This is a genomic window from Paraburkholderia sp. SUR17 (assembly GCF_029536165.1).
Lineage (GTDB): Bacteria > Pseudomonadota > Gammaproteobacteria > Burkholderiales > Burkholderiaceae > Paraburkholderia > Paraburkholderia kururiensis.
The window spans coordinates 1,155,835-1,181,342 of record NZ_CP120508.1 but is presented as its reverse complement, the minus strand read 5'-3'; the positions used below and the strand labels follow the sequence as shown (position 1 = coordinate 1,181,342).

Below are 25,508 nucleotides of genomic sequence, written 5' to 3'. Positions count from 1 at the left end.
CCCTCAACCCGCCAGCTGGAACTTGCCCACCATCCGCTTGAGCGACTTCGCCTGATCGTCGAGCGACTGGGCCGCCGCCGTGGCCTCTTCCACGAGCGCCGCGTTCTGCTGCGTGCCCGCGTCCATCTGCGTGACCGCGTGGTTCACTTCCTCGATGCCGGCGCTCTGCTCCGCGGAGGCCGCGGAGATTTCGCCCATGATGTCGGTCACGCGCTTGACCGCTCTCACGACCTCGTCCATGGTCTGGCCCGCGTCCTGCGCGAGCGCCGAGCCGTTGCTCACGCGATCCACGGATGCGCTGATGAGCGTCTTGATTTCCTTCGCCGCGGCCGCGCTGCGCTGCGCGAGGTTGCGCACTTCGCCCGCCACCACCGAAAAGCCGCGTCCTTCCTCGCCCGCACGCGCCGCTTCAACCGCCGCGTTGAGCGCCAGAATGTTGGTCTGGAACGCGATGCCTTCGATCACGCCGATGATGTCGGCAATGCTCTTCGCGCTATCGTTGATCTCGCCCATCGTCGCGACCACGCGGCCCACCACTTCGCCGCCCTTCTCCGCGATCTCCGACGCGTTGGCCGCCAGCGTGCTGGCCTGCTTCGCGTTGTCCGCGTTCTGGCGCACCGTGGAGGTGAGCTGTTCCATGCTGGTCGCCGTGCGCTCCAGCGCCGTGGCCTGTTGCTCCGTGCGTTGCGAGAGATCCAGGTTGCCCATCGAGATTTCGCTCGACGCCGCGGCAATCGCCTCGGCGCTCGCCGCGATCTCGCTCACCGTGGAGGCGAGGCCCTTCTGCATGTCGCGCAACGCGAACAGCACGCTCGACGAATCGCGCCGCTCCACCTTCACGGGATAACCGAGCTCGCCCGCCGCAATGCGCGCCGCGATCTCTTTCGCGTAGGCCGGCTCGCCGCCCAGCTGACGCGCGAGCCGCCGCACCACCCACTCGCTCACGAGGAACGCGAGCACGATCAGCCCAACAGTCATCGCCGCGATCATGACGAACGACGAATGGAAAATGAACGCGGATGCCTTGATGGTGGCCTTCGCCGCCGTGCCGCGCTGCGCGACGAGTTCGTCGACGAGCTTTTCGAGCTTGCCCGTTTCCACGAGGAGCGACACGTCCTGCGTGCCCACTTGCCAGTTCATCTGCGAGAGGTCGAGCGGCTGCGCCTTCACGAGCGTCACGAAGTCATGCAGGTGTCCGCTCCACGTGGTCACCGCAGCGGAGAACTTGCGCTCCAGCTGGGCGTCGTTGGCGTCAGGCGATGCATCGGAATATTGCTTCAGCGTGGCGAGCTGGGTGTTGAGCGCGGCCAGACCGCTTTCGATGTCGGCGCCCAGTTCGTCGCGCTCCTTCGCGGTGGTCGCGGTAAGCAGCATCTTCTGGGCGCGGCTGGCGCGCAACATGTAGCCGCGCACTTCTTCCGCAGCGCGGCTCGCCACGTGGCCCTGGTCGTAGATGGATTGCGCCGATGCGTTGAGGCGGCTGATCTGCGTGAGCGCGAATATGCCGATGGCGAGCGTGCCGATCAACAGGAGGGCAAAGGCGAGACGCAGCGTCGCCTTCACCGAAAGCCGCGCGAGGCGGCGTGATCCGGCCGTGCCCGCAGGCTGCCCCGACCTGGGTGCCGCCGCTTCGTGCCGTGGTACGAATCCGATGGTCCCGCTGGTCCCCGAAACTGCTTTCATAGTGTCTTCCCCGCTACTTTGGCCGCGCGCTGCGGGCCGGATCGCACCCGCATGCGCGCTTATCCTCCGGGTCTACGGCAGCGGCATCCTTTTCTTTAGCACTGCGCCGTCCGTGTCAACCCGAACCCGTCGTGACGCGCGCTTCGTGGGCGCACGTCCGTGCGGCTTTATACACGGCCAAAAACGCGCAGCGGGTCCGGGTTTGCATTCGCCACACAGATTCGTCGCGCGGATGCGACGTAGCGGACCGTAGTTGCCTGACGACTCCGGACACTTGTTTTCCGGGGGTTTCACGTGCTTGTCACGCACACGTCGGCCAATCAGACCGCGGGCCGCGTAGGCACACGCTGGGCAAACTTGCGTAGCCGATGCGCAAGCCGGTGCGAGGGCCGCTCCACCGCGAGGTAGAACGCGTAGCTCACGGCGAGCGCGATCACCACCGTCGCGAACCATGCGGCCACGGCGCCGGGCGGACTGCCCGTGACGCCGAGAATCGCCTGCGCGAGCTTGTGGCAGAGATAGAGGCTGTAAGACCACGCACCGAGCGCACCCACGCGGCTCCAGAAACGGCTGCGCGAGGGCCGCGCCAGTTCGGCGGCAATCCATGCGGTCGCAACGAGCTGGAAGATGGGCAGCGTGATGTCGGGCCCGATGAACGGCAGGAACGCGGGCTTGATGCGCGACGTGGACGCCAGCACGAAGGTCAGCGACGCGGCGGCCACCACGGCGATGCGCGTGGCGACGAGTTGCGTCGAAAGCGCCTGCGCGACGGCGCGCAGCGTAGCGGCGAACCTCGCGGTAAAGGCCGACATGGGTGAACGCATGGACGAACCCAGGGACGCCCCCCCTCGTTCGCCCGCAGCGCCCATCTGCTGGATCTCGGCGACGAGGCAGCCCAGCAGCCAGCCAGGCAGATACAGGAACGACGTGCCGGCCACGCCGTAGGTTTCGTAGACGCAGTGCTCGCACACGATGTGCGTGTGCGTATGGACGTACCACACCATCGCGGCTCCGGCGAGCGCGATGCCGACGATCATCTCCCCCGCGTAGCGGAAATAGCTGCGCAGCAGCGGATAGAGCGTGTAGTAGACGATTTCGCAATAGAGCGACCACAGCACCGACTGCAGCAGATTGCCCGCCCCCGGCAGCGGCTGGCAGACGAGCACGGCCACCGCGAGCGGCAAACCGATGCGCACGTAACGCGAGGCAAAGTAGTTGACGGGCTTGAGCACCGCGTCGCGATGCCAGGCGTGGTGAATGCAGTAGCCCGAGATCACGAAGAACACGATCACGGCCGCAGGCCCGGCGAACAGCACGACCGAACCCGACCACAGCGCGCCGCCCACGGGCGCGAATGCAGGCGCGAATGCAGGCGGAAGCACGGCCTTGAAAATCTCTTTGAAAGGCGGCGGACCGAAGTGGTAAAGCATGACCCACGTGGCCGCGAGAAAACGGATGGCGTCGATCTTGAGCGATTTGCCGGACGCGGCCGCGCGTGCACTGCCCTCGCCATGCGCACCCGCCGACCTCACAGCCGAATGTCCGTCCATGACAGGCCCCTTTCAGGAAAGTGCGAAAAGCCTACGCTTGCGTGCCATGAAAAAAATCGGAAATAAATTCGCATGCGCCGAGGAGACGAAGCAGCACGCAACCCATGTCCTGATCGCGACAAAGGTTGTCCGCACAATGCGGGCAGGACACATTACACTGCGTCAAAACAAGTCGAATAAATCTATTTATTCCCATGCAATTTGGCGCCACATCCGTTTCGCCCGCGTTGGGCGACCGGACGCCGCGATGCGTGGACATTTCCGCCAATAAAAAATGGATACGAGTTTCGATAAACGCGCCGCCGCGGCAGGCGCCATCGCTTCCACGGCTTCACCCACAGAAGCCTCGCTGCCGGCGAAGGCCCAACGCACGGTTTATTCCGTGCTGGGTGCAATCAGCTTTTCGCATTTGCTCAACGACATGATCCAGTCGTTGATTCTCGCGATCTATCCGATGCTGAAGGCGAATTTCGCGCTCTCGTTCACGCAGATCGGCCTGATCACGCTGACCTATCAGATCACGGCGTCGATGCTGCAGCCGCTCGTCGGCATCTATACCGACCGGCGTCCGCAGCCGTGGTCGCTGCCCATCGGCATGGGCTTCACGCTGAGCGGGCTGCTGCTGATGTCGGTGGCGCCGAATTTCGGCGTGCTGCTCATGGCCGCAGCGCTCGTGGGCTGCGGCTCCTCGGTGTTTCACCCCGAGTCGTCGCGCGTGGCACGTATGGCTTCGGGCGGACGGCACGGGCTCGCGCAGTCGCTGTTTCAGGTGGGCGGGAACGCGGGCACGTCGCTCGGACCGCTGCTCGCGGCGGCCGTCGTGATTCCACATGGGCAGCGCAGCATCGCGTGGTTTTCGGTGGCGGCGCTCGTCGCGATTGCCGTGCTCACGCAGATCGGCCGCTGGTACCGCCAGCATCCGGCCACGAAGAAGACGCGTGCCGAACGGCCCCACGCCACGCTCTCGCGCGCACGGGTGGCGGCAGCAATGGGCGTGCTGGTGCTGCTCGTGTTCTCGAAGTACTTCTACCTTGCGAGCATCAACAGCTACTTCACGTTCTATCTGATCGACCGCTTCCATCTGCCCGTGCAGGCCGCGCAGGTGCATCTGTTCGTGTTTCTCGCGGCCGTGGCGGCGGGCACGATCATCGGCGGGCCGGTGGGCGATCGCATCGGGCGCAAATACGTGATCTGGGTGTCGATACTCGGCGTGGCGCCGTTCACGCTGCTGCTGCCCTACGCGAACCTGTTCTGGACCGGCGTGCTCACGGTCGTGATCGGCGTGGTGCTCGCCTCGGCGTTCTCGGCGATTCTCGTCTACGCGCAGGAACTCATCCCCGGCAAGGTGGGGATGGTGGCCGGCCTCTTCTTCGGCTTCGCATTCGGGCTGGGCGGCATCGGCGCCGCCGTGCTCGGCCAGCTCGCGGACGCCACGAGCATCGCCTACGTCTACAAGGTGTGTTCGTTCCTGCCGCTGCTCGGCGTGCTGACAGTGTTCCTGCCCAACGTGGAGGCGAAGAAGGCTGCGGCGTAATGAATGATGAATGGCGCCGCGCGCGGTGTGCTGGGTCGCACCACCATCGCGCGCGGCGCGTTCAGCGCGGCTTCGGCGGGTTCAAGCCTGCTTCAAGCCTGCTTCATTCGCCTCCTGACCCGCCTCACTTGTCCGAAGCGAGCGAGGCCGATGGCGTCGTCGACCGTTGTACGGCCATTTGTGCCGCACCGCGCGGATTGAGGTCCACGTCGAGGCTGCCGTCCAGCGCCATTTTCACGGTGCCCTTCGCCACGTCGCGCCGGTACGCGTACATGTCGAAATGCAGCGGGCCGCTCGCGTGCGAATCGTGAATCAGCGTGCGTCCATTCACCACGAGCGAATCGAACATCTTCACGTCCCCCGCTTCTATCCAGACGTAGCTCGCCCCCGCCGACGCCGGCGCGTGGATCGCGGGCGCATGCGGCTCGGCGCGAAACTTGAGCACGAGGCCCGCCTGCGTCACCGTCGCGCTCTCCAGATGGCCGCGCAACACCGGCGGCGGAAACACGGTGTACTGATCGAATACGAGTTCGTTGCCGCGCAGCGCCACGCCCTTGCGTGTGAACGGCGTGAGCGACGAGAGCGGAATGTCGAGCGCGCGCAGCAAGCCCGCCTGCGGCACGCCTAGCACCGTCACGCTCTGCGGCGCGTAAGCGAGATGACGCTCGTCGAGCACGCGAATCGTGCCGCTCATCGTCGTGGGCAGCCACACGCCTGGAAAGTGATTCCAGAGCTTGATGCCGCCCGTCACGCGTAACGCGTCGCCTTCCGGCACGAGCGCCAGGTCGTTGAGCGAGCGCGGCGTGTAGTCGAGCAGATAGTCGTTGAAGAGCGCCGACATCGCAGACCAAGGCTCCACCACTTCGCCGCCCAGAATGCGGATCTCGTATTGCGTCGGGTCGTCCAGATTCACGGGCTGGCCGGGCTGCTTCGCCACGAGTTGCGCGTCGAGCGCGCGCACGTGAAAGCCGATGCGCCCCGTCACGTAGAAGTCGACGTTCTGCGCATGGATGAACGGCGCCGGCCCCGACGAGCGGCGTTCGTCGTCCGCCGATTGTGCCGATTGTGCCGATTGTGCCGATTGCGCCGTGGGCGGCGATGCCGGCGGGGTCGCGGGCACGGCGTCCGAAGACATGGACACGGTAGACACACCCGACGCCGCCGACGCCACCTGCGTATTCGCGTCCCGCAACGATGCCGGCACGAAGCGCCATTGCGCGCGTGCTTCGGCGAGCGACGCCTGCTGCATGCGGATGAAGCTGTCGTTGTAGCGCGCAGCGGCGCTGCCCGTCTGTATCGGCGCAGACTGTGTTGCCTGCGCGGCCGCGCTCGTGACCGGCCACGATGCGAGCCGCACGTTTAACGCGCCCCCCTCGCTAAACGTGAGCCAGCCCGCGGCGAGTTGCTCGCGATAGTGGTACAGGTCCAGCACGAACGGCGCAGCGCGGTTCACGGGCTCGATAGCCATGTCGATGTTCATCGGCATCGAGCGCATGAACTTCACGTCGCCACCCACGATACGCAGGCCGCGCGCCGGCATCGACTCGGGGCACACGATGTTGTTCAGCGTATGGTCGTCGAGCGTGAAGCGCACGCCCTCGGGCGTCACGTCGATCTGCGTGATGGTCATGCGCAGCGCGGGCGGCGGCGTGAGCTTCGCGACCTGCATCACGACGTCGTCGCCTTCGAGGCGTGCAATCGGCGTCTGAACCTTGAGCAGGTCGGCCATCTTCACGTGGGCGGCCTGCATGAGATGATCGGCACTCGCGCCCGCCACCTCGACGTGCTGGGCATGGAATACGAGTTCGTCCGCATTGCGCATGGCGAGCGTGCCCGTGAGCGCGATCGGCACCCAGCCGTCGCGCCACATCTGCCCCGTGATGCGCAGCGTGCCCTGCTGCGGCACTACGCGCATGTTGCGCAAGGGCGAGCCCTGGTACTGGAACAGATAGCGGTTGAAGATCCCGGTGAGGCGGTCCGCATTGAGCGTGACGTCGCCGCGATGGACGCTGATCACGACGCTCGTCGGGTCGTCGAACACGACGGGTTCCCCGCGCTTGACCGGCGTGAGCGTGGCGCTCATGTCGTGGATCATGAAGCCGATGTCGCCTGTGACGCGAAAGTCCACGTCGCGCGCGAACATCAGCGAGCCGTCGATGCCCGAGTCGCGCAGCGTGAGTGCGCGCGTGCGCTGCAGTGCCAGGGGCCCGACCGACGGCACGCGCGCAAGAACACGCTGATCCTCGCCTAGCTCGCGCGCCTTTGCCACTTCGAGCTTTGGACGCTCGGCCGAACCCGCGTCGGCGCACCCGGCGAGGAGCGTCGTAATGGCGAGGAGCGCAGCAGCACACGCCGCCACGGACGTGAAAGCGCGTGTGCCGCGCAATGCGCGCTGGCTGCGTGGTTGAGTTTGTCCGGACTGCGCTTTCGCGCGCGCTTCGTGCTGAACAGCGGCCGAACCGGTTATGTCTTGCATGGTTGTCGCCTCCTCCCTGGGGAACGGCGCAGCGGCTTCGTATCGGGTCATACCCGCTTCGTACCCGCTTCGTGGAATGCGCGGCGCCGTCGTCCTGCGTGCCCTCGTTGTCCGGTACCGTCATCTGCGCGATCTGAGCGATGTGCCGGAACAGGGTCTTTGCAAGCGATTGTCTTTTTTTGTCGCCGCGCTGCCGACAAGATTCGTCGAGGAGAGTCACCAAACGCGGGCGCGGACGGCGACGGTCGCAGAAGCGCCGTGAAACCGCGTCCGCAGGGGCTTTTCGCGAGGCGCGCGGGTGACATTCAAACGCCTGTTTTGAGCGTTCGAATCGATAAAGGGCGGGGTTTTCGTGTTGCGCTGCAATGTCGCCACGTACCAGGCGCGAACCCGGCACGCACGGCAGGCGTGCAGGCTTGCCGCTCGCTCAGCCCACGCCGAGCCAATCGCGCACCACGTCGTCGCGTTTGGCGAACGCGTCGAGCGATCCGTCGAACACGATGGCGCCGTGTCCCATCACCGCAACGCGGTCCGCAAGCCGGCGCGCGAGCACGAGCCGCTGTTCGATCAGCAGCACCGCGACGCCGCGTTCGCGCAACGTGCTCAGGCAATCGCCTACGAGTGCGCTCATCTGGGCCGCCAGCCCTTCGGTGGGTTCATCGACGATCAGAAGATCAGGATCGCCAAGCAGTGCGCGAGCCAGCGCGAGCATCTGCTGCTCGCCGCCCGAGAGCACGCCTGCACGCGCCGTGGCACGCTCGCGCAAAATCGGAAAGAGCGCGTAGGCATCGTCTAGCGTGAAGCGCGGGGCGCGCGATAAGCGCGACACGCGCGACACGCGCCGCAAAGCGCCACGCGGCGCGAAACCGAGCGCGAGGTTTTCGCGCACCGTGAGCGTGGGAAACACGTCGCGGTGCTCGGGCACGTAACCGATGCCGAGCCGCGCGATCTCGAACGTGCGCCGTCCCGCGAGCATCTGACCTGCGAACCGCACATGCCCTTGCGTGCGCACCATCCCCATCACGGCCTTCGCGAGTGTCGAGCGACCCGAGCCGTTGCGTCCCGCGAGCGCGAGTACTTCGCCTGCATCCACACGCAGATCGACGCCGTGCAGCACCTGGCTTGCGCCGTACCACGCATGCAGTCCGCGAATCTCGAGCAGCGCGCCCATCACGCGAACGCCTCGCCCAGGTACGCGGCGCGTACCGCCGCGTGCGCGCGAATCTCTGCGGGCGTGCCCGTCGCGATAACCCTGCCCTGCACGAGCACCGAGATGCGATCCGCGAGTCCGAACACCGCGTCCATGTCGTGCTCGATCATGAGCAGTGTCTTGCCGGCCGTCGTCGCGCGGATCAGATCGATGGCGTGCGCGGCTTCGGCGCGGTTCATGCCGGCCGTCGGCTCGTCAAGCAACAGCGTGTGGGCGTCGCTTGCGAGCGCGAGGCCCAGATCGAGCGCGCGCTGCTGCGCGTAGCCCAGTCGCGCAGCACTCACGTCGCGCTGTGCGGCAAGGCCGATGGCGTGAAGCACGTCGTCGGCCCGCGTGTCGATGACTGCGGAGCCTGCCCATCGATGCCACCAGCGCACGCCGCCGCGCCGCGCGGCGAGCACGGCACAACGCAGGTTGTCGTACACGGAGAGCCGCCCGAACACGCTCGTGGTCTGGAAACTGCGGGCAAGGCCAAGATGATTCACGCGCGCGGGCGTGAGTCTCGTGATGTCCACGCTGTTCAACTCGATACGGCCTGCGTTCGCTCGCGCGGCGCCCGTGATCACGTTGAAGAGCGTCGACTTGCCCGCGCCGTTCGGGCCAATCAGCGCGTGGCGCTCGCCGGCTTGCACGACGAGATCGACGCCGCGCAGCACTTCGACATCGCCGAAGCGCTTCTCGAGGCCGCGCAGGACGAGCGCGGCGGTCATGATTCGTCTCCGGTGCGCGGGTCTGCGCGGGTGCCTGGGCCTGCCAGGTCGCTGTCGTTACCCGCCGTGAGCTTCGACCACGCACGTGCGGCGCGCCACGCACACACGCCGCCTGCCATCGCGAGCGCCGCGAGACAAACCGCGAGCCCCGACACGCCCGCCGCATCGTGCGGCACAGCGCCGACGAACGGCAGCGCAGCATCGGCGCTACCACCGGAGATGTCGCCGAAACGCGCGGCGTACGCCCACTGCACCGCGAGCACCAGTGCCACGCCCCACGCGCTCGCGCCGCCCGTGCTCCACGCGTAGAGGCGCGCGCAACGCCGCCATCCGTATTGCGCCACGAGGCGCCGCTGCCGCTCGACGAAACCCGCGAGGCCGCCCGGCGACGCCACCATCACGACCACGAAGAACAGCCCTACGTAGAGCAGCCACGCGCGCGTGACGCTCGCCACCGCGACGCTGAAAAACACCAGCGCGACAGCACCGACCGCCGGTCCGAAGAACCACGCCGGGCCGCCCGTGACCGTTGCGATCAGCACGGCGGCCGAGGGCAGCATGCCGACGCTCTCGGGCGACACGAGTTCCACGTTCACGAGCGCGAGCGTGCCCGCCACGCCCGCGAAGAACGACGAGAGCACGATCATCGCGTAACGGATGCGCGCCGGTGCACAACCGATCGCGGCGGCACGCACCGGGTTGTCGCGCACGGCGTTGGCGAGCCGCACGAGCGGCGTGCGCGAGAGCACGAACATCGCCGCGCTGGCCAGCACGCACCACACAGCGATCAACGCGTACGCCTGATGCGCCGGGCCGAAGGTCCAGCCGCCCCACGCCGGGCCGCTGGTACGGTCGATAGTGACGCCTGCTTCTCCGCCGAACCAGTGAGGCAAAGTCCAGGCCGCCGCCGCAACGAGTTCGCCGAGCCCGAGTGTGATCATGGCGAACGCCGTGCCCGCGCGGCGCGTGGCCACGGCGCCGAACAGCACGCCTACCAATGCGCCGCCCACGCCGCCCACTGCGGGCAGCAGCGGCAACGCGATGCCGAACCGGTTGAACACGTGCGCGGCTGTCAGCGCGCCGAGCCCCGAGCAGGCGGCATGGCCGAACGAGAGCAGCCCGGTCTCGCCGAGCAGCAGGTTGTACGAGAGCGCGAGCACGATCAGCGTGGCCGTCTGCGCGAGATACGAGAGCAGCCATCCCGCTGGCACGAGGTGTGATGGCGACGACAGCGCCGACACGAACGGCGGCCCGGCGAGCAACGCGATCAACGCGCACCAGGGCGCGGCACGCTGGAACAGGCGCGGGCGCGAAGGCCCGTGGCACCTACGCATCGTCGCCACGCTGGCCGAAGAGTCCGCGAGGGCGCAGCGCGAGCATCGCCACGAGCAGCACATAAGGCAACAGCGGCGCGATCTGCGCGACGGTAAGCGCGCTCCATGCAGGCGGCAGCGCATCGGCGAGATGCCCGAGGTGGCTCAGGTGATCGAGGCGTTCAGCCAGATCGCCGAACGACACGTTGCTCGCCGCCGCGAACGTCTGAATGCAGCCCACCGCGAGCGAGGCCGCGAGCGCCCCCGAAAGCGAACCCAGGCCGCCCGCCACCACCACGACGAACACGATGGAGCCGACGGACTCCGCCATCGCCGGCTCGATCACGAAGAGCGGCGCGCCCACCACGCCGGCCAGTGCCGCGAGCCCGGTGCCCACGCCGAACACCCAGGTGAAGACGCGCGGCACGTCATGACCGAGCGCCTCCACCATCTGCGCATGCGTGAGCGCCGCACGCACGACGAGCCCCGTCTTCGACACGCGCAGCACCGCGGCGAGCAGCGCGAGCATGGCGAGCGCCACGGCCATCATGAAAGCGCGGTAGCGCGCAAAGGCGAGGCCGTCGAGCGTGAAGAGCGGACCGTCGAGCACGGCCGGCACCGTCGCGCTCAGCGGCTCGAGCCCCCACACGAGCTTGACGAGTTCACCGATCACGTAGGCCGCGCCGAAGGTGAGCAGCAACTCGTTCAACGCGCCGCCAGGCCGCACGCGCCGCAATAGCCAGTGTTCGAGCGCCGCGCCCGTGGCGCCCACGGCAAGCGGCGCGAGCACGAGCGCCCAGCCGAAGCCCATGCGCGCCGCCAGCGAAAAACCCACGTACGCGCCCAGCATGTAGAAGCTCGCGTGCGCGAAGTTGAGCACGCCGAGCATGCTGAAAATCAGCGTGAGTCCGGCGCTGAGCATGAACAGCAAGAGGCCGTAGCTGAGGCCGTTCAGCGTCTCGATTGCCAACGTCTGCACGAGTTAATCCGCCGCCTGGTCCTGGTTCTTGTGCTGACCGGAAGCAACGGCCTCATGAGGCGCCACGACGAGCGGCGCGAGTGCTGCGCGCAACGCGTCGGGCAGCATCGACACCGGCCGGCGCGTGGCGCGCTCCACGTAGACGTGCACGAAATGCCCCTGCGCCGCGGGCTGCGACTCGCCCTCGCGAAAGAGCCCCACCTCGTAACGCACGCTCGACGACCCCAGCCGCGCCACGCGCAGACCGGCATCCACGCGCTCCGGAAACACGAGCGGCGAGAAGTAGTTGCACTGCGTCTCCACCACGAGGCCGATGGTCGCGCCGTGCTCCACGTCGAGCGCGCCCGCGCGGATCAGGTACTCGTTCACCACCGTGTCGAAATAGCTGTAGTAGACGACGTTGTTCACGTGGCCGTAGACGTCGTTGTCCATCCAGCGCGTGGTGATGGGCAGGAAGTGGCGGTAGGCGCTGCGAACGATCGCGGTGGGCCTCATGGTGGTTTGCGTCCCTTCGTGGGTTAGAGCGACTCGTGCAGCATGCGACGGTAGTCGTCCGCGCTGGCTTCGCGCGGATTGGTCTTGTGGCAATGGTCGGCAAGCGCGCCTTCGATCACGTGGTCGAACACGCTCGCATCCACGCCCATCTGCGCGAGCCCGGTGGGCAGGCCGAGCCGCGCGGTCATGTCGTGCAGCGCGTCGGCCAGATCGGCATGGGGCGCGAGCCCCATCACGCGGCGCATGCGTTCGTAGCGCCGGTTGGCCACCACGCTTTCGGCGCTCGCGTTGAAGCGCAGCACGGCGGGCAGCACAACGGCGTTGAGCGTGCCGTGATGCAGCGACGTGCGTCCGCCCACCTTCACGCCGCCGAGCGGATGCGACAGCGAATGCACGCAGCCGAGCCCCTTCTGGAACGCCATCGCGCCCTGCATCGAAGCGCTCATCATGTTGAGACGCGCGTCGCGGTCGCTGCCGTCGCGGGTGGCGCGCTCGATGTTCGCCCACGCGCGTTCGAGCCCGTCGAGCGCGATGCCGTCGGCGGGCGGGTTGAAGGCGGGCGCGAGGAACGTCTCGATGCAATGGGCGATGGCGTCCATGCCCGTCGCCGCGGTGAGCATGGGCGGCAGGCCGAGCGTGAGGCCGGGGTCGCAGATCGCGGCTTTCGGCAGCAGATGCCACGAATGGAAGCCGAGCTTGCGTCCGTCGTCGAGGATGATGATGGCGCCGCGCGCTACTTCGCTGCCCGTGCCGGCGGTGGTGGGCACGGCGATGAGCGGCGCGGCCGCGCTCGTGATGCGGTTGCTGCCGCCTTCGATGGTGGCATAGGTGGCGAGCGGCCCCGGATGGGTCGCCGCAATGGCCACGCCCTTGGCCAGATCGATCGACGAACCGCCGCCCACTGCCACGAGCCCGTCGCAGCCCTCCTCGCGATAACGTGCTGCGGCGGCCCGCACCATGGCCTCCGTGGGGTTCGAGGGCGTGTCGTCGAACACCGGCAGCGTGCCGCGACCAAGCGCGTCCGCCGCGCGCTGGGCAAGACCCGCCGCCACGACGCCTTTGTCCGTCACGATAAGCGGCCGCGTGATGCCGGCGCGCGCGCATTCGGACGCGAGCTGGTCGAGCGCGTCGTAGCCGAGATGGATGTGAGTCAGGTAGTAGATGTACGCCATGCCACGTCTCCTGGTTGGGTCGCCCGGTTTAGTCTGGTTCGGCCCGGTTGGGTCACCTGCCGCGCGCGGGCGCTTTTGTCTTACGGACCGCTGCGGCAACTGAGGGGTGCCGCTTCATCGTTATCGACAGGAATGTGCCGCTACTGCTCTGCTGTGATGGAGTGCTGATACGTCGCTACGCGCGGATGCCGCCGTCATTGTCCCGGCCGCTCGACGAATTCGAACGGCAGACCCCGGCGCCGCATCCACTCGGCGAGCGCCTGGCCGGTACCCGCCAGCCACGGCCGCAGCTTGGCGGGCTCCACGAGCCGATACTCCAGTAACTCCGGCGACAGCGCGATGGTGCCATGCGCCTTCACGTGATACGCGATGATGAGTTCGTTCTTGCGGATGAACTCGTAGACGCCCACCAGCTCCACGCTCTGCGCATGCAGCGCCGTCTCTTCGCGCACCTCGCGGGCAATGCCCTCTTCCGGCGTTTCGCCGTTTTCGAGAAAGCCCGTGATGAGCGCAAACGTGCCCTCGGGCCACGCGGCATTGCGTGCCAGCAGCACCCGCCCTTCGTACTCGACGATCGCCGCGACCACGGGCAACGGATTGTTCCAGTGCACATAGCCGCAGGCCTCGTCCGGACAGGTCTGGCGCACACGGCCGCCCTCGTGTTCCGGATCGGTTCGCTCGACGAGCGGCGTGGCGCAGCGGGGGCAGAAGCGGTAGTCGGTCATGGGGCGGGAGGACGCAGGGTGCGATGGAAAGCGTCCATTTTAGTGTGCGATTGCGGCGGTCGTGGGGCGGCGTCGGCGTGGGGCGAGGTTCGGGCTGAGGTTCGTCCCGGGACGGCCACTTTGGGCCGCCACGCCGCTCTCGTTGTACCCCACGCCTCGCGCCACAAACGAAACGGGCCGCTCCCTTTTCTTCAGGAGCGGCCCGCTTGCCTCTTACTCTCTCGTGCGTCTCGACGGCGCTTTCATCGGGCCATTACCGTAGCCCGCCACATGCGATTAAAGCTGCGCTTCGATCCAACCCTTCACGCCGGCCAGCGCGGCGGGCAAGTTGGTCGGATCGGTGCCGCCGGCCTGCGCCATGTCGGGGCGGCCGCCGCCCTTGCCGCCCACCTGCTGGGCGACGAAGTTCACGAGTTCGCCGGCCTTCACCTTCTTGCTCGCCTCGGCCGTGACGCCCGCAATCAGGCTCACCTTGCCGCCTTCCACCGACGCCAGCACGATCGCGGCGCTCTTCAGCTTGTCTTTGAGCTTGTCGACGGTCTCGCGCAGCGTCTTCACGTCCGCGCCTTCCAGCGTCGCGGCAAGCACCTGCACGCCGGCCACCTCGACCGCCTGGCCCGCCAGTTCGTCGCCCTGGCTCGACGCGAGCTTCGACTTGAGCGCCGCCAGTTCCTTCTCGAGCGACTTCACCTGGTCTTGCACCTGCGAAATGCGCTGCGTGAGTTCGGCCGGCTGCGCCTTGAGCGCCGCGGCCGCCGCGTTGACGCGTGCGTCGAGTTCCTGCACGTAGCGCACCGCGTTGTCGCCGGTGATGGCTTCCACGCGACGGATGCCCGCCGCCACGCCGCCTTCCACCACGATCTTGAAAAGGCCGATGTCGCCCGTGCGATGCACGTGCGTGCCGCCGCAGAGTTCGCGCGAGAAGCCGAGATCGAGCACGCGCACTTCGTCGCCGTACTTCTCGCCGAAGAGCGCCATCGCGCCGCCCTTCACGGCTTCGTCGTAGGGCATCACCTGCACCACGCCCGGCGCGTTCGCAAGCACCTCGGCGTTCACGATGTCTTCCACGCGGCGAATTTCGTCGTCGGTCATGGGCGCGTTGTGGGCGAAGTCGAAGCGGGTCTTTTCCGCATCCACGAGCGAGCCCTTCTGCTGCACGTGCGCGCCCAGCACTTCGCGCAGCGCCTTGTGCATCAGGTGCGTGGCCGAGTGGTTGCGCGCCGTGCGGGCGCGGCGGATCGCGTCGATCTCGGCCTTCACCACGTCGCCCACCTTGAGCGTGCCCTGTTCGAGCAGACCGTGATGGCCGATCACGTCGGCCTGCACCTTCTGCGTATCGCTCACTGCAAAGCGCACGCTCGCGTTACCAAGCACGCCCTGGTCGCCCACCTGGCCGCCCGACTCGGCGTAGAACGGCGTGTGGTCCAGCACCACCACGGCGTGCTGGCCCTTCGTCACTGCGTTGACCGCGGCGCCGTCCACGTAGAGCGCGACCACCTTCGCGTCGTCGAAGACGATCTCTTCGTAGCCGTGGAACGTGGTCTTCGCGCCCGAGTATTCGAGGCCCTGCGCCATGCGGAATTTGCCCGCCGCACGAGCCTGCTCGCGCTGGCGCGCCATGGCTTCGTCGAAGGCGGACTCGTCAACCGTCACGCCCCGCTCGCGGCACACGTCGGCCGTGAGGTCCAGCGGGAAGCCGTAGGTGTCGTGCAGCTTGAACGCGAGTTCGCCGTCGAGCGTCTTGCCGCCCGCGGCTTCGAGTTCGGCAAGCGCGCCTTCGAGAATCGACATGCCGTGCTCGATGGTCTCGAAGAAGCGTTCTTCCTCCTGGCGCAGCACGTCCGTGACGCGCGCCTCGTTTTCCTTGAGTTCGGGATACGCGCCGCCCATCTGCGCGACGAGGTCGCCCACCAGCTTGTGGAAGAACGCCTGCTTGCGGCCCAGCTTGTAGCCGTGGCGGATGGCGCGGCGCACGATGCGGCGCAGCACGTAGCCGCGGCCTTCGTTGCCCGGAATCACGCCGTCGACGATCAGGAACGAGCACGCGCGGATGTGGTCCGCAATCACCTTGAGCGAGTTGTTCGTGAGGTCGGTAATGCCGGTTTCACGGCCGGCGGCCGCGATCAGCGCCTGGAACAGGTCGATCTCGTAGTTGCTGTGCACGTGCTGGAGCACGGCCGCGATACGTTCGAGGCCCATGCCGGTGTCCACGCAGGGCTTCGGCAGCGGCGTCATGTTGCCCTGCGCGTCGCGGTTGAACTGCATGAACACGAGGTTCCAGATTTCGATGTAGCGGTCGCCGTCTTCTTCGGGCGACCCCGGCGGGCCGCCCCACACGTCCGGGCCGTGGTCGTAGAAGATTTCGGAGCACGGGCCGCACGGGCCGGTGTCGGCCATCTGCCAGAAGTTGTCGGAGGCGTAGCGCGCGCCCTTGTTGTCGCCGATGCGGATGATGCGCTCGGCCGGCACGCCCACTTCCTTCGCCCAGATGTCGTAGGCCTCGTCGTCTTCCTGGTAGACGGTGACCCAGAGCTTGTCCTTCGGCAACTGGTAGACCGTGGTGAGCAGCTCCCACGCGTAGTGGATCGCGTCGCGCTTGAAGTAGTCGCCGAACGAGAAGTTGCCGAGCATCTCGAAGAACGTATGGTGGCGCGCGGTGTAGCCCACGTTTTCGAGGTCGTTGTGCTTGCCGCCCGCGCGCACGCTGCGCTGGGCCGTGGTGGCGCGCGAGTACGGCCGCTTGTCGGTGCCGAGGAACACGTCCTTGAACTGCACCATCCCCGAATTGGTGAAGAGCAGCGTCGGGTCGTTGGCGGGCACAAGGCTCGACGAGCGCACGATCGTGTGGCCCTTCGATTCGAAGAACTTGAGGAATTTCTCGCGGATATCGGCTGCTTTCATGGCGTGGTGGGGCGGTCTCTGCTTTAAATCCGGCGCGTACCGGTCAAAACCGCAGACGCGCCAGCCATTTGCTTTCCAGACGGTCGATTATACGGGATCACGCCTGCCACGCGAGGCCGCAGAGCCCTCGTGGGCGGGCGCGCAGGCGGGAATCGCTTAAGATGGACGGCATTGCAGGCAGCCACAAGAGGAGACATGCAAGACATGATGGGCGCTCTCAGTCATATCCGGGTGCTGGACCTCACCCGCGTGCTGGCCGGTCCCTGGTGCGCACAGACGCTCGCCGACTTCGGCGCGGACGTGATCAAGATCGAGCGCCCCGGCGCCGGCGACGACACGCGCCATTGGGGTCCGCCGTATCTGAAGACGCCGGACGGCGCCGACACGCGCGAGGCCGCCTACTACCTCGCGGCCAACCGCAATAAACGTTCGGTCACGGTGGACATCGCCACGCCCGAGGGCCAGCGCATCGTGCGCGAACTCGCGGCGCAAAGCGACGTGGTGCTGGAGAACTACAAGGCCGGGCAGTTGAAGAAGTACGGGCTCGACTACGCATCGCTCGCCGCCGTGAAGCCGGACATCGTCTACTGCTCCGTGACCGGCTTCGGCCAGACCGGGCCCTACGCCTCGCGCGCCGGCTACGACTTCATCGTGCAGGGCATGGGCGGCTTCATGAGCATCACGGGCGAGCGCGACAGCCTGCCGGGCGGCGGCCCGCAGAAAGCCGGCGTGGCCATTGCGGACCTCATGACCGGCATGTACGCGACCATCGCCGTGCTCACGGCGCTCGCGCACCGCGACCGCACGGGCGAAGGCCAGTACATCGACATGGCGCTGCTCGACGTGCAGGTCGCCATGCTCGCGAACATGAACGCGAACTACCTCGCGAGCGGCAAGCCGCCCGTACGCTGGGGCAATGCGCACGCCAACATCGTGCCGTATCAGACGTTCCAGACGAGCGACAGCTGGATCATCGTGGCGGTAGGCAACGATGGCCAGTTCCGCAAGTTCGTGGAAGTGGGCGGCCGCGCGGAACTGGCCGACGACGAACGCTTCGCCACGAACCCGGCCCGCGTGCGCAACCGCGACACGCTCGTGCCCGTGCTCGCCGAAATGGTGCGCCTGAAGACCAAGCACGAATGGATCGCGGCCCTGGAAGCGGCGGGCGTGCCGTGCGGGCCGATCAACGATCTGGCCGAGGTATTCGCCAACGAGCAGGTGGTGGCCCGCGGGATGCAGGTCGACGTGCCGCATCCGTCGGGCGCCACGGCGAAGCTCGTGGCCAATCCCATCAAGATGACGAAGACGCCGCCGCGGGTGGCGAGCCATCCGCCCACGCTCGGCGAGCACACGGACGAGGTGCTGCGCGACGTGCTGGGCTATAGCGAAGACGCCATCGCGGCGCTGCGGGCGAAGTCGGCCGTCTGAACGCCGCGCGCCCGGGGCCGTTCAGCGCACGTTCAACGCACCCTCAGCGCACCCTCAGCGCACCCTCAGCGCACCCTCAGCGCCCCGCCTCCACGCGTGGCTCGCGCGCCAGTTCCGCGAGCCACGCGAGTCCCTGTTCCCAGTCGCCAAGACCGCTGTCGGCATTGATGTGCCCGCGTGCGCCGATGTCGAACCAGCGGCTGCCCCACGCCTGCGCGCACGCGGCGGAAAACGCAATGCCGCCGTACGGGTCGTTGCTGCTCGCCACGACGGTGGTGGGAAACGGCAGCGGTTCGAGCGGCACGGGCGAGAAGCCCGACGCGTCGCGGGGGAACACAGCGCCTGCCGGGTCCGGCACGGCCACGAGCAGCGCGCCCGCCACCTTCGCCGCGCGTTCGGGCGTGGCGTACTGCGTGGCCCAGAACGCCACGGTAAGACAGCCCATGCTGTGCGCGGCGAGCAGCACCGGCCCTTCAGCGGCGGCGATGGCTTCGTCGAGCGTGCGACACCACGCCTCGCGCACCGGATGGTCCCAATCGGCCATCTGCACGCGGGTGAAGGCGAAATGACCCGACGGCGCACCCGATACCGCGCCTCTGGCCGGCCCATGCCGGCCTTGCAGCGTCTCCCAGCGCGTCTGCCAGTGGCCGGGGCCGGAGTTCAGGTAGCCGGGCAGCGTCAGTACCGTGTGGTCCGTGCAGTCGATCATCGCTTTCGTGTTCCTCGCAGGCTCGCGACAAGGCTGCGGCGCCCCGCGCAACGCCGTGCGGCGGCTGCTGGAGCGGGCCTCGTCAGGTAGAATTAACAGAATTGCGGACGCACCGCGCGCCCTCGAACGACATCCCTACTCTCGCATGAACAACGAACGCAAACCCACCGAACGCAAAGCCGCCGACAGCAACCACGCGGACCGGACGGACGCGCCCGCGTCCAATTTCATCCGCAACATCATCGACGAGGACAACCGCTCGGGCAAGTGGAGCTCGCGGGTGGAAACGCGTTTCCCGCCCGAGCCGAACGGCTACCTGCACATCGGCCACGCGAAAAGCATCTGCCTGAATTTCGGCATGGCGCGCAGCTACGGCGGCGTGTGCCATCTGCGCTTCGACGACACGAATCCGGAAAAGGAAAGCGTCGAGTACGTCGAGTCCATCATCGACGCCGTGAAGTGGCTCGGCTTCGACTGGCAGCACGACGGCCGCGAGCACCTCTACTACGCGAGCGACTACTACGACAAGCTGTACGCGTTCGCCGAGCTGCTGATCGAGCGCGGCAAGGCCTACGTGGACAGCCAGAGCGCCGACGAAATGCGCGCGAACCGCGGCTCGCTCACCGAGCCCGGCAAACCCTCGCCGTACCGCGACCGCACGCCCGAAGAGAATCTCGACCTGTTCCGCCGCATGAAGGCGGGCGAATTCACCGAAGGCGAGCACGTGCTGCGCGCGAAGATCGACATGGCGTCGCCCAACATCAACATGCGCGACCCGGTGATCTACCGCATCCGCTTCGCGCATCACTACCGTACCGGCGACACGTGGTGCGTGTACCCGATGTACGACTACACGCACTGCATTTCGGACGCGCTCGAAAACATCACGCATTCGCTGTGCACGCTCGAATTCGAAGACCACCGGCCGCTCTACGACTGGGTGCTCAACGAACTCGCCGACGCCGGCGTGTTCACGCGTCCGCTGCCGCAGCAAATCGAGTTTTCGCGGCTCAACCTCACGTACGCCATCACGAGCAAGCGCAAGCTGCTGCAACTCGTGACCGAAGGCCACGTGGAAGGCTGGGACGACCCGCGCATGCCGACCATCGTCGGCCTGCGCCGTCGTGGCTTCACGCCCGAGGGGATCCAGCTCTTCTGCGAGCGCATCGGCATCACGAAGGTGGATTCGTGGATCGACATGAGCGTGTTCGAAGGCGCGCTGCGCGACGACCTCGACGAGAAGGCACCGCGCACGGTGGCCGTGCTGGACCCGGTGAAGCTCGTCATCGACAACTTCCCCGAAGGCGTGACCGAGGAATGCAGCGCGCCGGTGCATCCGCACCATCCGGAACGCGGCCTGCGCACGTTCCCGATTTCGCGCGAGCTGTGGATTGAACGCGAGGACTTCACGGAAACGCCGCCGAAGGGCTATTTCCGCCTTTTCCCCGGCAACAAGGTGCGGCTGCGCTACGGCTACGTGGTGGAGTGCACGGGCGCGGAGAAGGACGCGGACGGCAACATCGTGGCGGTGCATTGCACCTACTTCCCGGACAGCCGCTCGGGCACCGAAGGCGCGAACAACTACAAGGTGAAGGGCAACATCCACTGGGTGAGCGCGGCGCAGGCCTGCCCGGCGGAAGTGCGCCTCTACGACCGCCTCTTCAAGGAACCGCAGCCCGATGCAGGCGGCCGCGATTTCCTCGAAGCGCTGAATCCGGACTCGAAGCGTGTGGTGCAGGCGTATCTGGAACCGGGCGCACGCGATGCGATGCCCGAAGACCGCTACCAGTTCGAACGGCATGGCTACTTCGTGGCCGACCGCGTCGATTCGAAGCCAGGCAAGCCGGTGTTCAACCGCATCGTCGGGTTGCGCGACAGCTGGGGCAAGCCGGCTTGAATCTGCGATGAAGAGAAGCGGCGTCTGAAATGACGCCGTTTCTCCTGCGCACCGCGCGCCGTTACAGCCTGCGGTGTAGTTCCGCCAAAGACAACGTTGTCTCGAAGAGCCGGTTCAGACTCCGGCTCGCGTACTGGGCCACCTCGTCGGGCGCGGCCCAGCGGTAAGCGTCCATCTCGGGAATCATCACGCCGTCCCAACGGCGCGGAAAGAGCGACGTGCAGGTGCAGCGCGTGAGGTCCAGTTCGTCGTCCCGCGCGCGGGCGGCAAAGAGATGCAGCTCCTTGTCGCGCCGATAGTCGAAACGTCCCAGGTCCACCAGCCGGTCCGGGTCGATCACGAGGCCCGTCTCTTCCACCAGTTCGCGCAGTGCCGCCTCGCGCGGCGTCTCGCCTTCCTCGCCCTGCCCTTTCGGAACGTCCCAGTGGTTGGTGCCGGTGGCATGCGCAAGCAGAACCCGGCCTTCCGGGTCCAGCAAAACGACGCCACACGAAATGGTGCGTTCGGCCACCGGCTGCATCCTCCCTGCTGCTTCTATCGGGCTTTCTGGAATTGCCACTCGCCTTTGCCTTCGCGGCAGTAGGACGGCACAAGCGTCATGGACTGGCCCTTCGCATCCAGTTCCACGTCGACCTTGCGACAGGTCTTTTCCCCGTCTTTAGTCGTGTCGTGCGGCGTGATCTTCGCGTCGATCCTCACGCTGTTGCGGGAACCCTGATTCGTCCAGTTCGCGGTTTGGCCGTCCTGCTTGCTGTCGAGCGCGACATACACGGCCTTGATGATTTCATCGTGATCGCGCTGCTGGATGTAGGCGAGCGGCGTGTTGTCGAGAAAGCTCAGGTTCGAGGCCAGCGCGCTGCCCGCGCAGGCGAGCAGCAGCGCCCCGGCGCCCATGCTCAAGAGGTTTCGAATCCGCTGGCGGCTTTGATGTTGATTTCGCGTCGGCATTCAGTCGTTCTCCTTGTTAGCGTCGTTCGAATAGACGTCGTGCAATGGCCCGCACACGGGCTCCTCAATCGAGCACATTAATCGGCGCATTAACCAGCGCGTTAACCAGCACATTAACCGGCACGCAGACTGAGCGCCACGGCACGCGGGACGGCCTGGCAAGCATAGCACGCAGCTTTCGGCCGCCCAGAGGCTGCACGGCCCCGTGCGGCCCTGCGTCGCGGCCTACTGCGCGGCGGGTTGCCAGCCGTCCGTGAGCGTGTTGAGAAAGGCAATGACATCGCGGATTTCGGCCGCGTTGAACACGGGCGCGTCGCCCGGCTTGCGGTCGAACGGCGGCTCGGTATTGAGATTCGGCCAGTAGCGTTGCGGCAGGTCATCGAACTTCTGCACCTTGCCGTTCACCACCGGATAGAACTTCGCCGGGTTCGTGTCGCGTTCGGCGTAGAAGCGCAGCACCTGTTCGAGCGAATGGTAGACGCCGTTGTGGAAGAACGACTTCTTGAGCGCCACGTTGCGCAGCGTCGGCGTGCGAAAGAGGCCGCAGAATTCGGTGCGGCCCTTGAGGTCGGTACGCTCGGGGCCGCACGCGCCCAGGTCGTAGAAGTGCGGATCGCGGTTCACCGCGAGTGCGCGGTTGCGCGGCACGCCGACGGCGATCAACCCGAAGTCGCTGAACTGCGGCGGCGCGCCGTCCCGCGCGCGCTGGCTCACGTGGCAGCTCGCGCAGTTGCCCTTCTTCTCGTCGTTGAAAAGCTGCAGGCCGCGCAGCTCGGCCGGTGTGAGCTGAGTCTTGCCCGCCAGGTACGCGTCGTACTTGCTCGTGTACGGATAGAACACCTGCGGCGTCTGCTCGAACGTTTCCAGCGCCTTGAGGACCGCGTTGAAGGTGGCGTCGGCGTTGTCGAAGATGTGCTCGCCGAACGCGTCCCGAAACTGGTTCGCGTAAGGCGCGGCCTTGACCGCGGCGGCCACCTTCTGCGGCGAGCTGCCCATCTCGAGCGGCGAGAGGATCGGAATGCGCGCCTGGTCCGCGCCGCGATCCACGCGACCGTCCCAGGTAAGGCCGCCCGTGGGGCCCGCGTCCACGCTTTCGTCGCCTTCGTCGTCGGACTCGTGATAGTGCTCCTGGAACGCCGGCACCGACTGCAGATACTTGAGCGTGGGCACGGCTCGCATGCCTTGCTGGTGCATGTCGCTGCCGCCCAGTTGCACGGAGAGCGCGTTGGCCGGCGTGAACGCGCGCGACGGCGTGTGGCAGGTGGCGCACGCGAGCTTGCCCGAACCGGACAGCGATGGGTCGAAGAACAGCTGCTGACCGAGCGCCGTCATCTTGCGCACCGATTCGTACACCTGGGCGCGCGTCTGTCCGCCTCCGTCCACGGCAGCGACGCGCACGATCTGCACGATCTGCGGTGCATCCGTTGCTGCGCCCGCTCGCTGCGCATCGGGCTGCGCCGTTGCCGCCACGGTTTTCGCACTTGCCGGCGCAGCCACGTCCGCAGCGCCTTCGGCGCCCGGCCCGCGGGCATCGCATCCGCCGAGCAGTGCCAGCAGCAGGAGTACCGCGCCCGCGGCAAGCGCCGCAACGGCGTGCTCCCGCATGCGAAGCGACAGGCGGCCGGGCGAAGGCGACCGGGCGAACGGCCATTCCGTGAAACGACACAGCATGAGTATTCTTCCGAGGTTGGCGAATCGCGAGAGCGTATGTCGGTGCCGTGACGAAACCATGACGGAAAGCCAACGAACGCCCGGGAATTTAAAGGCGCTTGTAAATAATTACATCTGTCTGTCAAATTAGCTTGCGACACTCCCCGGGGCCGAACGTGCCGAGACAACCCGCCGGTTCCCGACAACAGCCGCACAGCATAGATCGGGAGCCGGGCACAACGGATGGACAGAACGGCCGCGGCAGTCCCCTACGCGAGAGAGAGAACTCCATGAACAAGAAACTGATCTGCACGGCGCCCCTCGCGATCGTTGCAGCGCTCGGCCTGTATGCCTGCGGTGGCAATGAAGTCACCAAGCCGGACATCTCGTCGGTGAAGAACATCGTCGTGATCTATGCGGAGAACCGCAGCTTCGACAACCTCTACGGCAAGTTCCCGGGCGCGAATGGCCTGCAGAACGTGACGGCCGCGAGCGCGAGGCAGCTCGATCGCGACGGCTCGGTGATGGCCACGCTGCCGCCCGTCTGGAACGGCCTCACGCAAACGGGCGTCACGCCCGCCGTCACGCAGGCGATGACCGCGAACCTGCCCAACAGCCCGTTCGCCATCGACGATCCGAACGGCTTCAACGTGCCCTTCACGCAGACGACGCGTGACCTGTGGCACCGCTTCTACGAAAACCAGATGCAGATCGACGGCGGCAAGAACGACAAGTTCGCTGCCTGGGCCGACTCGGGCGGCCTCGTGATGGGCTACTACAACCTCAACGCGGACAAGCTGCCGCTCTGGAAGATCGCCCAGCAATACACGCTCGCCGACAACTTCTTCATGGGCGCGTTCGGCGGCTCGTTCCTGAACCACCAGTGGCTCGTCTGCGCGTGCACGCCGGTCTACCCGAACGCGGACGCGAGCCCGGCCGCCAGCTCGATCTCGGCCGTGAATCCGGACGGCGTTTCGCTGCAGGTCGCGTCGAACTCGCCCGCCTCCGCCATTTCGGGGCCGCCGAAGTTCGTCAAGTCGGGCAACCTCACGCCTGACTTCTTCGCCGTGAATACGATGCAGCCGCCGTATCAGCCGAGCGGCAACAAGCCGGCCTCGGGCGGCGACACGACGCTCGCCGACCCGTCGAACGCGACGACGCTGCCGGCGCAGACGCAGCAGAACATCGGCGACCTGCTCAACAACGCGGGCGTGTCGTGGGCCTGGTATGGCGGCGCGTGGGGCGCGGCGCTCTCCGCATCGCAAAGCGGCACCTCGGGCGTGATCTACGGCGCGAACATGAGCGCGCCGAACTTCCAGCCGCACCACCAGCCGTTCAACTACTTTGCGGGCTACGCGCCGGGCACGGCGAACCGCTCGGCTCACCTGCTGGACGGCGGCCTTGCGGGTTCGGAGTTCATCAAGGCGATCGATGCCGGCACGCTGCCGCAAGTGGCCTTCTACAAGCCGCAGGGCAACCTCAACGAGCACGCGGGCTACACGGACGTCCAGTCGGGCGACCAGCACATCGCCGACGTGATCGCGCATCTGCAGAAGAGCCCGCAGTGGAACAACATGGTCGTGATCGTCACCTACGACGAAAACGGCGGCTTCTGGGACCACGTCGCGCCGCCGAAGGGCGACCGCTGGGGTCCGGGCTCGCGCATTCCGGCCATCATCGTTTCGCCGCTCGCGAAGAAGGGCTTCGTGGACCATACGCAGTACGACACGACCTCGATCCTGCGCTTCATCACGCGCCGCTACGCGCTGCCCACGCTGCCGGGTCTCACGGCGCGCGACAAGGGACTGACCGCGAACGGCAACCCGTCGATGGGCGACCTCACGAACGCGCTCGACATCGTGCATTAAGGTTTCTTCAAGCAGCAGCAACGCGCGTTACGCGCAACCTTCGGGCAGCTTCGGCTGCCCTTTTTTGTTTGTGCTGCATTCGTGCGGGCGATGCGTATGCGGTGACGCGCGCCGTGCCGCCTATGCCATGCTCCGCTAAGGTTTGGTAAGGGCCTGCGAAAAACACGCTGTGCCGCGCGCTTCGGCGCGGCGCCTCGCGCGTGAAGATCGGAGCGCGAAATACGGTGCGTCCCCTGTCGCGGTGTTTCGCGCATCAACGT

19 protein-coding genes are annotated in these 25,508 nt (G+C 66.9%); 4 read left to right on the top strand and 15 right to left on the bottom strand.

The window, feature by feature from the left end:
* Nucleotides 1–3: 3 nt before the first annotated feature.
* Complete coding sequence (locus P2869_RS05275) at nucleotides 4–1,683, bottom strand: methyl-accepting chemotaxis protein (protein WP_277597661.1); 1,680 nt, start codon at nucleotides 1,681–1,683, stop codon at nucleotides 4–6.
* Nucleotides 1,684–2,003: 320 nt separating this feature from the next.
* Entirely contained in the window at nucleotides 2,004–3,233 is a 1,230-nt protein-coding gene (locus tag P2869_RS05270) for an acyltransferase (protein ID WP_277597660.1), read from the bottom strand.
* Between the two features lie 274 nt (nucleotides 3,234–3,507).
* Here P2869_RS05270 and P2869_RS05265 point away from each other — a divergent pair, with 274 nt between their 5' ends.
* Nucleotides 3,508–4,767: an MFS transporter gene (locus tag P2869_RS05265; RefSeq protein WP_017777721.1), complete on the top strand. Its 1,260-nt coding sequence runs from the start codon at nucleotides 3,508–3,510 to the stop codon at nucleotides 4,765–4,767.
* Between the two features lie 124 nt (nucleotides 4,768–4,891).
* On the opposite strand, the gene P2869_RS05260 is transcribed toward P2869_RS05265, so the two are convergent.
* From P2869_RS05260 to alaS, 9 genes are all read right to left on the bottom strand, one after another.
* A complete protein-coding gene (locus tag P2869_RS05260) occupies nucleotides 4,892–7,243 on the bottom strand; it encodes a hypothetical protein (RefSeq protein ID WP_277597659.1) in 2,352 nt (783 codons plus the stop codon).
* Between the two features lie 427 nt (nucleotides 7,244–7,670).
* Nucleotides 7,671–8,414 carry an ABC transporter ATP-binding protein gene (locus P2869_RS05255; protein ID WP_277597658.1) on the bottom strand — a complete coding sequence of 248 codons (744 nt, stop codon included), beginning with the start codon at nucleotides 8,412–8,414 and terminating at the stop codon, nucleotides 7,671–7,673.
* Nucleotides 8,414–9,163, bottom strand: coding sequence for an ABC transporter ATP-binding protein (locus P2869_RS05250; RefSeq protein WP_017777716.1), 750 nt, complete (start codon nucleotides 9,161–9,163; stop codon nucleotides 8,414–8,416). Before P2869_RS05250 ends, P2869_RS05255 begins: the two co-directional genes overlap by 1 nt.
* Nucleotides 9,160–10,497: a branched-chain amino acid ABC transporter permease gene (locus P2869_RS05245; protein ID WP_277597657.1), complete on the bottom strand. Its 1,338-nt coding sequence runs from the start codon at nucleotides 10,495–10,497 to the stop codon at nucleotides 9,160–9,162. The genes P2869_RS05250 and P2869_RS05245 overlap by 4 nt, the downstream gene beginning before the upstream one ends.
* Nucleotides 10,490–11,455: a branched-chain amino acid ABC transporter permease gene (locus P2869_RS05240; protein ID WP_277597656.1), complete on the bottom strand. Its 966-nt coding sequence runs from the start codon at nucleotides 11,453–11,455 to the stop codon at nucleotides 10,490–10,492. The genes P2869_RS05245 and P2869_RS05240 overlap by 8 nt, the downstream gene beginning before the upstream one ends.
* Nucleotides 11,456–11,458: 3 nt before the next feature.
* Complete coding sequence (locus P2869_RS05235; protein WP_277597655.1) at nucleotides 11,459–11,950, bottom strand: thioesterase family protein; 492 nt, start codon at nucleotides 11,948–11,950, stop codon at nucleotides 11,459–11,461.
* A gap of 23 nt (nucleotides 11,951–11,973) precedes the next feature.
* Entirely contained in the window at nucleotides 11,974–13,122 is a 1,149-nt protein-coding gene (locus P2869_RS05230) for an iron-containing alcohol dehydrogenase (RefSeq protein WP_277597654.1), read from the bottom strand.
* Between the two features lie 194 nt (nucleotides 13,123–13,316).
* A complete protein-coding gene (locus P2869_RS05225) occupies nucleotides 13,317–13,847 on the bottom strand; it encodes an NUDIX domain-containing protein (protein WP_017777711.1) in 531 nt (176 codons plus the stop codon).
* 276 nt (nucleotides 13,848–14,123) lie between these two features.
* Nucleotides 14,124–16,748: an alanine--tRNA ligase gene (alaS, locus tag P2869_RS05220; protein ID WP_126878900.1), complete on the bottom strand. Its 2,625-nt coding sequence runs from the start codon at nucleotides 16,746–16,748 to the stop codon at nucleotides 14,124–14,126.
* A 207-nt stretch (nucleotides 16,749–16,955) separates the two neighbouring features.
* On the opposite strand from alaS, the gene P2869_RS05215 reads away from it, so the two are divergent.
* Entirely contained in the window at nucleotides 16,956–18,176 is a 1,221-nt protein-coding gene (locus P2869_RS05215; protein WP_026122032.1) for a CaiB/BaiF CoA-transferase family protein, read from the top strand.
* Nucleotides 18,177–18,252: 76 nt separating this feature from the next.
* Here P2869_RS05215 and P2869_RS05210 read toward each other — a convergent pair whose 3' ends face one another.
* The gene (locus tag P2869_RS05210) at nucleotides 18,253–18,885 is read right to left on the bottom strand and encodes an alpha/beta hydrolase (protein ID WP_277597653.1); all 633 of its coding nucleotides are present in this window, start codon (nucleotides 18,883–18,885) and stop codon (nucleotides 18,253–18,255) included.
* Between the two features lie 145 nt (nucleotides 18,886–19,030).
* Between P2869_RS05210 and P2869_RS05205 the strand changes: the two genes are divergently transcribed.
* A complete protein-coding gene (locus P2869_RS05205; RefSeq protein ID WP_017777707.1) occupies nucleotides 19,031–20,782 on the top strand; it encodes a glutamine--tRNA ligase/YqeY domain fusion protein in 1,752 nt (583 codons plus the stop codon).
* A gap of 61 nt (nucleotides 20,783–20,843) precedes the next feature.
* Here the strand turns inward: P2869_RS05205 and P2869_RS05200 are convergent, their stop codons facing one another.
* The 3 genes from P2869_RS05200 to P2869_RS05190 form a co-directional block, all read right to left on the bottom strand.
* Nucleotides 20,844–21,293 (bottom strand): NUDIX hydrolase, encoded by a 450-nt coding sequence (locus P2869_RS05200; protein ID WP_277597652.1) that lies wholly within the window; start codon nucleotides 21,291–21,293, stop codon nucleotides 20,844–20,846.
* A 23-nt stretch (nucleotides 21,294–21,316) separates the two neighbouring features.
* Nucleotides 21,317–21,730, bottom strand: a complete 414-nt coding sequence (locus P2869_RS05195; protein ID WP_255219135.1) for a hypothetical protein — start codon at nucleotides 21,728–21,730, stop codon at nucleotides 21,317–21,319.
* Nucleotides 21,731–21,955: 225 nt separating this feature from the next.
* The gene (locus tag P2869_RS05190; RefSeq protein WP_277597651.1) at nucleotides 21,956–23,401 is read right to left on the bottom strand and encodes a cytochrome c peroxidase; all 1,446 of its coding nucleotides are present in this window, start codon (nucleotides 23,399–23,401) and stop codon (nucleotides 21,956–21,958) included.
* Between the two features lie 269 nt (nucleotides 23,402–23,670).
* On the opposite strand from P2869_RS05190, the gene P2869_RS05185 reads away from it, so the two are divergent.
* On the top strand, nucleotides 23,671–25,248 hold the full coding sequence (locus P2869_RS05185) for an acid phosphatase (RefSeq protein WP_277597650.1): 1,578 nt from the start codon (nucleotides 23,671–23,673) through the stop codon (nucleotides 25,246–25,248).
* Nucleotides 25,249–25,508 lie beyond the last annotated feature (260 nt).